Annotated in this window: 8 protein-coding genes; 6 read left to right on the forward strand and 2 right to left on the reverse strand. The window is 70.6% G+C overall.

The window, feature by feature from the left end:
* Positions 1-171 precede the first annotated feature (171 nt).
* Complete coding sequence (locus tag LG396_RS12910; protein WP_225794884.1) at positions 172-2,412, reverse strand: UvrD-helicase domain-containing protein; 2,241 nt, start codon at positions 2,410-2,412, stop codon at positions 172-174.
* Between the two features lie 198 nt (positions 2,413-2,610).
* On the opposite strand from LG396_RS12910, the gene drmA reads away from it, so the two are divergent.
* The 6 genes from drmA (at position 2,611) to LG396_RS12940 (ending at position 11,066) form a co-directional block, all read left to right on the forward strand.
* On the forward strand, positions 2,611-6,495 hold the full coding sequence (gene drmA, locus LG396_RS12915) for a DISARM system helicase DrmA (RefSeq protein WP_225794885.1): 3,885 nt from the start codon (positions 2,611-2,613) through the stop codon (positions 6,493-6,495).
* A complete protein-coding gene (drmB, locus tag LG396_RS12920) occupies positions 6,492-8,399 on the forward strand; it encodes an MrfA Zn-binding domain-containing protein (protein WP_225794886.1) in 1,908 nt (635 codons plus the stop codon). The genes drmA and drmB overlap by 4 nt, the downstream gene beginning before the upstream one ends.
* Before the next feature lie 7 nt (positions 8,400-8,406).
* Complete coding sequence (gene drmC / locus LG396_RS12925; RefSeq protein WP_225794887.1) at positions 8,407-9,177, forward strand: DISARM system phospholipase D-like protein DrmC; 771 nt, start codon at positions 8,407-8,409, stop codon at positions 9,175-9,177.
* A 416-nt stretch (positions 9,178-9,593) separates the two neighbouring features.
* The gene (locus LG396_RS12930) at positions 9,594-10,145 is read left to right on the forward strand and encodes an RNA polymerase sigma factor (RefSeq protein ID WP_225794888.1); all 552 of its coding nucleotides are present in this window, start codon (positions 9,594-9,596) and stop codon (positions 10,143-10,145) included.
* Positions 10,142-10,837 carry a hypothetical protein gene (locus LG396_RS12935; RefSeq protein ID WP_225794889.1) on the forward strand — a complete coding sequence of 232 codons (696 nt, stop codon included), beginning with the start codon at positions 10,142-10,144 and terminating at the stop codon, positions 10,835-10,837. Before LG396_RS12930 ends, LG396_RS12935 begins: the two co-directional genes overlap by 4 nt.
* A 55-nt stretch (positions 10,838-10,892) precedes the next feature.
* The gene (locus tag LG396_RS12940; RefSeq protein ID WP_225794890.1) at positions 10,893-11,066 is read left to right on the forward strand and encodes a hypothetical protein; all 174 of its coding nucleotides are present in this window, start codon (positions 10,893-10,895) and stop codon (positions 11,064-11,066) included.
* An 84-nt stretch (positions 11,067-11,150) separates the two neighbouring features.
* Here LG396_RS12940 and LG396_RS12945 read toward each other — a convergent pair whose 3' ends face one another.
* Positions 11,151-11,933, reverse strand: a complete 783-nt coding sequence (locus LG396_RS12945; protein WP_225794891.1) for a M23 family metallopeptidase — start codon at positions 11,931-11,933, stop codon at positions 11,151-11,153.
* Between the last annotated feature and the right edge of the window lie 196 nt (positions 11,934-12,129).

The raw sequence follows: 12,129 nt of genomic DNA on the forward strand, positions 1-12,129 counted from the left end.
GAGTCCGCGGGCCGCCGCGGACGCGGGCTCGCGGCGCGGCGCGGGGAGGGGAGCCCGCGCCAGCTCGGCGAGGAGCCGGTGCTGCGAGGACGTCAGAGAGAAATGGGGGACGGACATGCGGCATGCCTAGCACACAGGGGCGCCGTGCATTCTCCCAGTTGACCGGCCGTGTCACTGCACGGTGCTGTCCCCCGACGTGCCTGATTCGGCGTTCCCCTCCGCCACATGCCGCAGGAACGGGCTCGGCGTCCCGTGGCAGGAAACCAGCAGTGCCTCCCGTGCCCGGGTGCAGGCGACGAAGAGCAGGCTCAGCTCGCTGAGCACGTCCTCCTTGTGCTGCTGCGGGTCGATGTCCGCGGGGGCGAGGGCGCTGCGCATCGGCAGGACGCCCTCGTTGGCGCCCGCGACCGCCATGCAGCGGAACTCCAGCCCTTTCATCCGGTGCATCGTGGCGATCCGTACGCCGTTTTGCTCTTCGCTGTGCCCGCGCACGCCACCTGTCCTGGGCGCGGGGGCGCCAAGCACCGTCGCGGGGATGTCTGCGTGCTCCAGTGCCCGCGCGAGGTCCCGGCCGAGTTGCAGGAACCGGACCGCCACGCCGATCTCCGCCGGTGCCACGCCCTGCGCGAGCCACGTGGCGATCTGGTCGGTGACGGCGGCCAGTTCCGCCGCCTTGGACGCGGTGCGGACCAGTCGGGGCGGGTCGCCGTGGACGTCGGAGCGGTAGCCGGAGAAAGTCTCGGCGCCGCCGTCCATGTCGTCGACGATCTCGCCGGAGAGGAGGCCGACGGCCCAGGTCAGGATCTCACCTGTCGTGCGGTAGTTGATGCGCAGACGGGTGGAGCGGCCCGTCACACCGATGCCGAGGCTGCGCAGCGACACCTTGTTGCCGTAGATCCGCTGGTGCGGGTCGCCGGCGATGAAGAGGTCGTCGGGGCCCGGGGCGACGAGCGCACGCAGGAAGCGCCACTGTGCGGGGTGGAAGTCCTGGGCCTCGTCGACGATGACGTGACGGTACGGGCGGCCCTCGCCCGTACCGGAGCCGTCCGCGGCGTCCAGTGCTCGGGCAGCTTCGGCGCAGACCTGGAGGAACGTCCGCTCGCCCGCCGCGCGCAGCTCCTCGGTGAACGCGCTGACGGCACGCCATATGTGCGCGCGCTTCAGTGGGCCGAGCGCCGTGCCGCGGCCGGTGCGGGCTGCCTGAAGGTAGTCCTCGGCCGAGCCGAGGTCCTGGGCGAGAACGACGTGGCGCCACTCCTGGTCCAGGAAGGAGTCGGTGACGTCCAGCTCCAGGCGGCGAGCGATGCGCCCCCAGCGCACGAGGAGATCGCGCCGGTCGGGAACGATCTTTATCGGCCCACCGCCGAGGTGTTGGCGAAGCGAGTGGTTGGCGAGCGCGTCGACATTGGTGATGTGCACCTTTGCCCGCAGGGCCGGGTCGGGGACCAGGATCTCCAGGCTGCGCTGCAGATCGGTGGCGAGATCCCGGGTGTACGTAGTGAGCAGGATGCTGCCGTCCGGGGCGCCCGCCGGCAGGCGGCCCGCCAGATACGCCGCGCGGTGCAGGGCGACGACCGTCTTCCCCGTGCCTGGGCCCCCGCTGACGCGGGCGGGGCCCGAGTAGGAGGGGCGGTAGGCGACGCGGTGCTGACTGGGGTGGAGGAAGACGCGCCACGCGTCGAAGGGGCGGGCGAGGATGTCCTGCAGCTCGTCCGGGCCGGAGACCAGCGCGATGCGTCCGCGGGAACGGGCCATGGCCGCCGCCAGATTCTCCGCCGCCGCGGCCGGCACGTCGGCCGGGGAGGGTTCCGCCGCCAACTGGGCTTGTACGACCTCCCGCCAGACCTCTTCGGGGGACAGCCCGGCGGCGAGGCCCGCCAGCACGTCGTACTGCTGCTCGGGCAGGTACTTGCGCAGTCCGTCCAACTGCGCCTCGTCGGTGAAGGACCGCACGACGGGCAGCACGTCGGCGTCCACGCCCAGCCGGGTCAGGTCGGCATCCGAGACATCGCCGAAGAGCCGTCGTCGTTCCGGCGCAGCCTCCGCAAGTGCGCGGAAGCCTGCCGTGGCCCGCTCCAGCGTGTCGTCGTCGCGCAGTTCGATGCCCTGCGTGGCGCTGTTGTACGTCGCCCGGCGCCTGACCGCCCAGTCGATGGCGTCGTCGTGCGGCAGCACCTTGAGCAGCAGATACGCGTCCCCGGCGGCGGGTGCGAGGACCACGCCGCGCCAGAACCTGTCGACCCGCACGGTACGGATGCGGTCGTCGCGGGCGCCCGCCAGCTTCTCCAGGTGAAGTCCGGCGTGCCGGTGCTGCCTGAACTTGTCGAACATCTCGGCCACCCGCCGCTGCACGGGCTTCTCCAGGGCGGCGAACTCCAGCAGAAAGTCCCGATGCAGCCCCAGCGTCGCCATGGAACGGGATGCTACCGGGGCTGGAGCGGAGGGTTCAGGCCGTTGGCACCGACGTGCGGCCGTATGGCGAACCGAAGTTGATTGTGAACGCAGTCAACGAATGCAATACTCTTCCTTCCGACGCGAACTCCGCACTCGACCGGTAATCTGAACGACCGGTCTCATCCGGGACGAAGCCATCCCGAGAGGGACGAACGCATGACGCCTCCGCCCACCCCGGCCCCGACCGTGCCGCATCCGCTCGACGTGCCCCAGACCTTCCTGCCCGGCCCGTCGCACGACGTCCGCGACGCTCTCGGGAGCTACATCAGCAGGGATCTGCTGGGCCCCTGGGACGGTCCGGCCGAGAAGCTGCCGCACCACTCGGCCGGACCGGGCGACCGCTATCTCGTCGGCAGGCTCGGCCCGCGCGGCAGCGATGCGCGCACCCGCGAGGAACTGCAGCGAAGTGCCGCCCAGGAGGCCGACGTCGAGCCGGGGAGCGACGCCGACGGCCACGACCCCGCACCGGCGGACCAGCTCACCCCGCAGGCCGCGGGCAGCATGTTCGCTTCATCGATGGGGTTGTCCTTCGTGGTGCCCGCCGCCATCGGCACCCTGACGGTACGGGCGAGTTGGGGCCGCTACGCGCTGAGCCAGTCGGCCGGCGACGAAGGCCGGCCCGTCAGCGTGTGGGCCCGCGAGCAGGTCGACCGCGAGTGTGACGTCGACGTCACCGCCCCCGGCGACCACCGGCGGGTGCTGGACGGGGGCGACTCCCAGGGACCTGACACGCCAGGTGTCAAGCTCCACGTCCAGGTGCGCCGGCGGCAGACCGGCAGCGACGGCGAGGACCTGCGGGTCCTGGAGGTCACCCTCGTCAACGCCCTGCCCGAGGCCCGCGACCGGCGCGACGCGAACTGGCTCTTCCAGACCCGGCTGGAGGTCACCGCGTTCCCCGACGAACGGGCCGCGGTGTTCCTGCCGATCGACGACCCACTGAGCCCGGGCGCGGGCCCAGCACCCGACGATCCGGAGGAGCAGCGTCTTCGCCTCCTCTACCGTGACAGCCTCCGCCACGCCATCGGCCGGAATGTCGCCGTCCACGCACGCGTACGCGACGGCGAGCGCCGGGCGCACAAGCTGGAGACGACCTGGCTGCCCGAGTACGACGTGCCGGTCACGACCGCGCCCACCGCCGCCGACCAGCAGCTGCTGGCCGGGCTCGAACTCGGCATGGACGAACTGGCGGAACTCGCAGTCCCGGACCGTACCCGCGAACTCGCCGCGGCCCTCGCACCGCTTGCCGACGGCTACCACGCCTGGCTGCAGGAGCAGCGGAGCAAGGCGCAGAGTCTGCCCGAAGACCTGCGGAAGGTGGCCGACGCGGCCGTCGACGAGGCCGAAAAAATCTGCCACCGCATCACGCTGGGCATCGACCATCTGCGCGTGGATCCCGACGCGCTGGAGGCATTCCGGTTCGCGAACCGGGCAATGGCGCTGCAGCGCCGCAACACCTCGATCGCGGCCATGAGGGCCGGCCACGAGCACGACCCCGCCTCGTACGCCGAGGCCCGGGCGCAGGTGTACGGGGAGAACGAGCCCGACGACGCCGCGCGCGCCGCGGTGAAGAAGCAGGCGGCGAGCTGGCGGCCGTTCCAGCTCGCGTTCGTTCTCCTCAACGTCGCCTCTCTCGCGCAGCCGGGCCACGAACACCGCGGTACCGGCCGCGAGGCCGTGGTGGACCTGCTGTTCTTCCCTACCGGCGGCGGCAAGACCGAGGCGTACCTGGGCCTGGCTGCGATGACGTTCGCGCTGCGCCGGCTGCAGGGCACCCTCGGCACCGGCGAAGACGCGCGCAGCGGTGCGGCCGGTGTGGCCGTGCTGATGCGGTACACCCTGCGGCTGCTGACGGCACAGCAGTTCCAGCGTGCCGCTGCCCTGGTATCCGCGGCCGAGGTGCTGCGGCGTGAGGAAGTGGCAGCCGGTGACGAGCGGTGGGGTAAGACCCCATTCCGTATCGGTCTGTGGGTCGGTACCTCGGTGTCGCCGAACTGGTTCGGAGAGGCGCGCGAGCAGGTCGCCGCAGCCGTGGACTCCGCCGATGACAAGTACGCCCGGGTCATCCAGGTGCTGAGCTGCCCGTGGTGCGGCCAAGGGCTGACGGCACATCGCAACATGGAGGCGGACGAGGGCCGGCGGCGGGTGCTGCTTTACTGCCCGCGCGGCGAAGGCGAGGACCGCTGCCCCTTCTCCCGGCTCGCCGCGCCGGAGGAGGGCATCCCCGTGCTGACCGTCGACGAGGAGATCTACCGGCTGGCCCCGGCCATGCTGATCGCCACCGTCGACAAGCTCGCCCAACTCCCCTGGAACGGCTATGCGGGACTGCTTTTCGGGCGGGTCACCGAGTGGTGTCCCCGCCACGGCTTCCGGCACGACGACCTCGACGCCGAGACCGGCTGCGGCCGACGGCACAACGCCAAGGCGCGACTTCCGGCCGTAAGGTCCCAGCCAGTCCCGCGGCTGCGCCCGCCGGACCTCGTCATCCAGGACGAGCTGCACCTCATCTCCGGCGCGCTGGGCACCACGGTCGGTCTCTTCGAGGCGGCGGTTGACCAGCTGTGCACCTGGAGCGTCATCGGGGCAGACGGCACCCGCCGCGAGGTCGGGCCGAAGATCGTCGCTTCCACCGCGACCACCAAGCGCGCGGCCGATCAGGTCCGGGGAGTCTTCGGCCGCAAGGTCGCCGTCTTCCCACCACAAGTGGTGGACGTCGGTGACACGTTCTTCTCGCGCCAGGTCGAGCTGAGCCGCGACCACCCCGGGCGTCGCTACCTCGGTGTGTGCGCTCACGGCACGCGGCTGAAGGCAGCCGAGATCCGTGTCGCCGAGATCATGCTCCTCGCCGGGCAGCAGCTCTTCGACACGTACGGCGAGGCCGCCGATCCGTACATGACGCTCGTCGGGTACTTCAACGCCACCCGTGAACTCGCGGGCATGCGGCGCTACCTGGACGACGACATCACCACCCGGATCCGGCAGAACGGGTCCCGCAAGGGACACGAGACCATCGCCGACCGCCTGATCGGCCCGTCCGACATGTTGACCATCCAGGAGCTGACCTCCCGGATCTCCTCGTCGGACATCAGCGCCGCGCTCAAGCGGCTGGAGACCGGTTTCGACGCCGAATGGAACACCTCGGTGCGGCGGCGGGCACGGCTGGAGGAGGTCAGGGAGGCGGCGCGGGACAAGCGTGAGCCCCGCGTCCCGTCACGGAACAAGGTGCAGAGCGCCGTGGACGTGGTGCTGGCCACGTCGATGCTTCAAGTCGGCGTCGACGTCTCGCGGTTCGGGCTTATGCTGGTCGTCGGCCAGCCGAAGAACACCGCAGAGTACATCCAGGCGTCCTCGCGTGTCGGCCGCGACGTGCGCCGCCCCGGTCTGGTCGTCACCCTCTACAACTGGTCGCGGCCCCGCGACCTCGCCCACTTCGAGGACTTCGAGCACTACCACGCCACCTTCTACCGCCAGGTCGAGGCGCTGTCCGTGACTCCCTTCACCCGCCGTGCGCTGGACAGAGGCACCGCACCCGCGTACGTGGCTGCGCTGCGGCAGGCGGCGTACGAGCACTCGCGCAACACCGACGCCGACGGCCTCGACCTGGAGGGCCCGGTGGCCGCGGAAGTGGAGCGGCGTCTGCTGGAGCGCGCCGAGACCGTCGGTGGAGTTCGGGCCCGCGGATACCTGAGCGAGCGCCTCGAAGCCCTGAAGGACCGGTGGGCGGAACGGCGCGAGATCGCCGGCGCCCTGCTCGGCTACCGCGCGGAGAAGAAGGACGGCGTCCAGGTCACCGGTCTGCTCAACCGGGCCGACGGCGGCCGGTGGGACGAACTCACCGTGCCGATGTCGATGCGCGAGACCGAGAACGAGATCAACCTGCTGTTCTCCGCCGGAGCCCTGGTCGACCAGCCTTCAGGAAGCGGCCCGGCATGGACCTTCGGAACGCCTGACGACTCCGGCCCTGCCGCAGCCGACGCCGTCATCGACCCAGATGCGGACAGCGACGAACTCGGCCCCAGCCCTGCCGGAAAGGGACAGTCGTGACCAGCTACTACAACCGGCGCGTGGGCTCCGTACGCCCCAGCCACCTGATGTTCACCGCGGGCATCGGCTCCCTCGTCGACCTGCCCAATTTCTCCGTCCTCGTCAAGGGTCTGGACTCCTGGACGTACGAGGGGCTGCCAGGCGACTACGTCATCGACGAACCCCGGCTGCGCACCGCCGTCAACCGCTCTCTGCAGCTCTACGGCAACGCGCAGGTCACCGAACTCCGTTCCGCGCCCTGGGCGGAAGGCGCGGACACCCGCCCCAAGGACTGGCCGGCGCAGGGCGTAGGTGTGCCCGTCACCCCTTTCCCGCAGTGGCTGCGCTGCACCGCCTGCAACGTGCTGGCTGCCGTCGACTCCGACACCTTCGAGTTCCGCAACGGAAACCCGCGGGCGCCCCACGAGGCGAAGTTCATCCACGACTGCCGCCGCGGGCGGTTGAAGCCGCTCGCCGTCGCGGCCCGCTTTACGCTGGCCTGCACGGACGGGCACCTCGACGAGTTCCCTTACATTCCCTTCGTGCACCACGGAAATCCCTGCACCAAGGCGCCCCGCCCACAGTTGCGGATGCGTGACCACGGCGGTAACCAGGCAGCCAACGTCACTATCCAGTGCATCAGTTGCAAGAAGAAGCGGAACATCCGCGATGCCATGGGCGAGCGCGGTGCCGCGAACCTGCCGCGCTGCCGGGGACGTCACCCCCACCTCGGGACCTACGCAGACGGCGGCTGTGAGCAGGAGGCGACTCTGATGGTCGCCGGCGCCTCCAACCAGTGGTTCCCCGTCACCCTCAGCGCCCTCGCCCTGCCGCCCAACAGGACCGCGGACGTGGTCAGGCTGGTGGAAGAGCGCTGGGAAGAGCTGAAGGCCATTACGACGCGCGAACTCTATGACGCCATCTCCAGCCTCCCCCAGTACAGATACCTCAAGGAGTACGAGGCGCAGGACCTCATCGATGCGGTCGCCGCTCGCAAAGCCGCGCTAGACGGCCGGCCCTCCGAGGCGCCCGCCGGGCCCGTCGACCTGCTGAGCCCGGAATGGGCCGTGCTCTCCGCTCCCCGCCCGCCGCAGGCCACTTCGGACTTCACCCTGGTCGAGGTCGATGACGTGCCCCCGGCGGTCACCGGGCTGTTCTCCCACGTACGCCAGGTGGAGCGGCTGAGGGAAGCCCGCGCCCTCGTCGCGTTCACTCGCCTCGACGCACCCGACCGCGAGTCGCCGGAGATCGCCGAGGAAGTGCGGCTGTTCCGCTCGTCCCCCGGGTGGGTGCCTGCAAGCGAGGTGCGGGGCGAGGGGATCTTTCTGCGCGTACGGCAGGACCTGCTGGCGGACTGGGTGGCGCGGGTGGAGAAGACGCCGGTGCTGGCGGCGCACCGGGAAGCGTTCGCCAGGTTCCGCACGAACCGTAAGTCCGACCGCATCACCGGAGAGTTCGAGCCGATGGCGGGTTGGCCCGGCGAGGCCTACCTCGCCCTGCACACGCTCTCGCATGCGCTGATCCGCACCATTGCGCTCGAGTGCGGCTACAGCTCCGCCAGCCTCGCCGAGCGCATCTACGCGGACACCGCAGAGGAGCGTCGCAGCGGCATTCTGATCTACACGGCGGCGCCCGACTCCGAGGGCACACTCGGCGGGCTCGTCACCCTCGCCGAAAGCCCGGACTTCGAACGCATCCTGCGGCGCGCGCTACGGGACGCGGCGCACTGTTCGTCGGACCCGCTGTGTGCGGAACGGCTGCCCAAGTACCCGGCGGACTACCTGCACGGCGCGGCGTGCCACGTCTGCATGTTCGTCTCGGAGACCACCTGCGAGCGCGGCAACCGGTTCCTCGACCGCCGCTTCCTCGTGCCCTTGGAGGACGATTCCGACCTGGTGCTGACGCCGGCCGGTCTTCTCGCGTGAGCCGGCCGTGAGCCGACGCCGGTTCGAAGCCGCGGCGGCGACCGCCGTCGCGGCCCTCGGTTACGCCCGCACCAAGGACCTCGCAGGTCTGCTGGCCCGTGGACGAGGTCTGGAGCACGTGCTTCTCGCGTTGCAGGATTCCACGGCAACGGAGGCGGTCACGGCACTCTACGCAGCCGCGGAGCGGGAGCGGGTTCCCCATCCCGAGGCCGCCGCGTACCTGCGCGGCTACGTCGCCGGAGCACCGCGAACCCCGGACGAGACGGAGGTACGCACCTTCTGGAGCGGCCCCGCTACTCCCGCCGTGCCCGCCCGGGCAGCGGCCAGGGTGCTCATGCAGGTGGTGACAGAAGCCCGTACGGAGCTGCTGGCCATGACCTACTCGGCTCGTGCGTACGCACCGCTCGTCACCGCCCTCCGGGAGGCCCTGGCCAGAGGAGTCGATGTGCACGTGGTGGTGGAGACCCTGGAGGGCGCGGCCGGCCTCCTCGTCGGGCGCGAGCCTGCCCGGGCGTTTACGTCGATACCCGGCGTCAAGCTGTGGCACTGGCCTCCGGCCCATCGCCCTGACCACCGGGGGCTGCAGCACGCGAAGCTCGCGGTTGCCGACGGCACCCTGCTCTGGCTGGGCAGCTCGAACCTGACGGAGTCAGGGGTGCGGCGGAACCTCGAAGCCGGGCTCCTGGTGCGCGGCGGATCAGCTCCGCGGCGGGTGGCGGAACACATCCGGGACCTTCAGCGCAGAGGGATTCTGGAGCGTCTGGAGTATGGCGATTGATTCGCCGTATACACCCGGACTTCACGTGGCATGATTCCGTGCTGCGTTTTGCGCGGTGCATGCGTCGGCCCGGCAGATTCGGTCTGCAAGTGGGCAATGGCGGGCGCATGGTGGTCTGGTTTGGTCTCCGGCTCTGGCTGAAATTTCAGGGCTCAGGGCACAGGTTGCACTGTGAGGCACATCACGCTGTCGGAGAGGTGTAGACCGCCGTACCGCCGGATTCCCGAACATGCAGTTCGTGTGGCGTTACCGCGAGGTAAGTATCCGGCCGTGGCGCGGAATCCATGATCGCCACGTGAAATTCGTGAGCTGCTCATGCGTGTTCGCTCAGGTGGTCGGGTTGGGTGGGTGCAGAAAGTTCATCGGGTGACACAGGTGTCACCCGATTCGTATCCGCCCCCGCCCGAAGAGGATTCATGACCGAGGAAGCCCCCGCAGAGGATCACAGCAGCCCGGTGACGCACGCCATGCTGGACGTCCCGCCCGTGTGCGAGGCGCTGTACCTTGCCAACGCGGACGCCTACTTCAGCTATGCCCAGCACTGGCTCGACGACGAGACCGCGGAAGAGGCAGTTCACCTGGCGTTCCATCAGATCCGCAACCGCTGGGAGGAGTTGGGGCGGCACGGCGACCTGCGGCAGCAGGCGTGGGCGATTCTGCGCCGGGTGGTCGCCTCGTACGTCGAGGAGTCGGCGGTCCGGCGCGAGATCGCGCACGTGCTGGCCGTGTACCAGGAGCTGCTGGAGCAGCAGAACGCGGGCGTCGGGCTGTACGAGGCGATAGCGAAGCTCTCGCCGCGGCAGTTCGACGTGGTGGTCCTGCGCTACCTGTGCAAGTTCCCCACCGACCGGATCGCCTGGTACCTGGGTGTCACGGCCAGCACCGTCGACTACCACTGCCGCCGCGCCACGAGGCGCCTGGAGCGGGATCTCGCGCAGTTGCTGAAGACGGACGGTGGCACGAAGTGAGCGATCAGAGCGCGACGGTGGAGCAACTCCTCGCGGGGGCGGGGGAGATGATGCTCGCGGGCCGTCGGCGGTTCGACGTGGCTGCCGGTCTGCGGCGGCTGCGGGAGGGGCCGGCCGGGTACACGGGGCCCGGTACGGACGCCTCGCCCGTGGTGCAGGCGCGGGACGAGCTGTCGGTCCTGGTGCGCTGGACCGTCAACCGGGCCGGGGCGACCGGGTTCGTCGGCCGGCTGGCCAGCCTGCTCAGCGACCACGGGCCGCAGTGCCACGAGGTGTGGCTGGAGGTGCCCGACATAGACGGGGCGATCCACGGGATGCAGGTCTTCGCCTGCATGCTGTACCAGGCCGATCACCGGGAGAGCGCGCAGTTCTGGTGGCAGCTCGCCGCCGGCGCCGGCAGCGGTGCCGCCGCGTACTGCCTGCACCTGCACCACCTCGGCCTGGGCGAGCCCGCCGAGGCCGGCCACTGGCGTACGCAGCTCCAGCAGGACGGCGGACCCGACGACGAGTTCATATCCGGCGTGCGGCTCTTCGCCGACTACGTCGACCGCAACTGCACACCCGGCTGGGAACCGCACATGCACCGGGAGATACAGCGTCTGGCTTCCCGCGCGGACGTCCGCGACGCGCTGGTCTGCCGGCCGGAAAGCGAGATCGCCGACCGCTTCGAACGCTACTGCGAGCAGCACTGAACGGAAGAAGGGTGTCCCGGTGCCGAAACCCACGCGCCCGCCGGTCAATTCCGCCATGCGTCCGAGGAACGGGCAGCCCTGTGCCCACCACGCTCCCGCCTGCCGGCGGAGCTGCCGGTGCCGCAGCCGCGGCAGCGGTGCCGACACGCACCTGCTGCACGGCCTGTACTACGGCCTCGGTACCGGGCTGGCGGGCCTGCTCTTCTGGTGGATACAGCAGATGATCTAGCCCAATCCCCCCGCCACACCGGGCGGCGCCGCGCCGCAGACCTCCGTGCGCGGTGCCGCCCGGCTGCCTTTCCGGGACGGGTGTTCAGGTGGGGTTCGAGACTGTTACGCCGTGGTTCTCCAGCCAGGTGACCGGGTCCTTCGCCGATCCGTACTCCGGTGTCGTGCGGACCTCGAAGTGCAGGTGCGGGCCCGTGACGTTGCCGGTGGCGCCGGACTTGGCGATGGCCTCGCCCATGCCGACCGAGGTGCCCGCGGAGACGTCGATCTGCGAGAGGTGGGCGTAGTGGGTGTAGTCCCCGTCGCCGTGCTTGACGACGATCTGGTAGCCGAAGGAGTCGTCCCAGCCGGCGGTGACGACCGTTCCCTTGGCCGCGGCCTTGACCGTCGTGCCGGTGGGTACTGACCAGTCCTGGCCGGTGTGGCCGTTCTCCCAGTTCGCGCCCGACGCCTCGTACCCCGCCGTGGGGGTGCTGCCGTCGACGGGCATGACGGCGGTCGGGTCGTCCGCTGTGGTGTCCGTGCCGTACGAGGCGTTGTCGGCGTCCGTGCTGCCGGAGCCGTCGGCCGCGGGGCCGTCGAGGGAGAGCTCCGTGCCGGGGGCGATCAGGTTCGGGTCGTCGCCGATGACGGACTTGTTGTTCTCGTACAGCGTCTGCCAGCCGCCGTCCACGTCCTGCTCCGCCGCGATGACGGAGAGGGTGTCGCCGGAGGCGACGGTGTAGGTGGTGTCCTCCTCGGCGAAGGCACCGGACGCGCCGATGACGGGCAGGGCGAGCGTGGCGCCGGCTGCCGACGCGCGGGTGGCGAGCTTGCGGGCGCTGCCGGGGCGGCGCCGCCCTCGGTGGCGGCCGTGAGGGGATGACATCTGTCGGGCCTCTTTCTCCGGACGCCTGCGGGGTGAGCTGTCGGGTTCGGGCTGGAGCTGCCCGGCCGCCGGCTTCGGCGGGCCTCACCCCTAGCCGTCCGGAGGGACGGCGCGGTCCGGTGGTGGCCGGACCCGTGGGTCCCCCGCTCCTGCCCTGCGGTGGGAACTGATCGGCGGGTACCGCGGCGCCGGGGGC

The sequence above is a fragment of the Streptomyces aculeolatus genome, from assembly GCF_020400605.1.
GTDB lineage: Bacteria > Actinomycetota > Actinomycetes > Streptomycetales > Streptomycetaceae > Streptomyces > Streptomyces aculeolatus.

What these genes read in the sequence shown, in the direction of transcription:
- LG396_RS12910 (WP_225794884.1), bottom strand. Translation starts at nt 2,412, where the DNA reads ATGGCGACGCTGGGGCTGCATCGGGACTTTCTGCTGGAGTTCGCCGCC.
- drmA (WP_225794885.1), top strand. Translation starts at nt 2,611, where the DNA reads ATGACGCCTCCGCCCACCCCGGCCCCGACCGTGCCGCATCCGCTCGAC.
- LG396_RS12930 (WP_225794888.1), top strand. Translation starts at nt 9,594, where the DNA reads ATGACCGAGGAAGCCCCCGCAGAGGATCACAGCAGCCCGGTGACGCAC.
- LG396_RS12940 (WP_225794890.1), top strand. Translation starts at nt 10,893, where the DNA reads ATGCGTCCGAGGAACGGGCAGCCCTGTGCCCACCACGCTCCCGCCTGC.
- LG396_RS12945 (WP_225794891.1), bottom strand. Translation starts at nt 11,933, where the DNA reads ATGTCATCCCCTCACGGCCGCCACCGAGGGCGGCGCCGCCCCGGCAGC.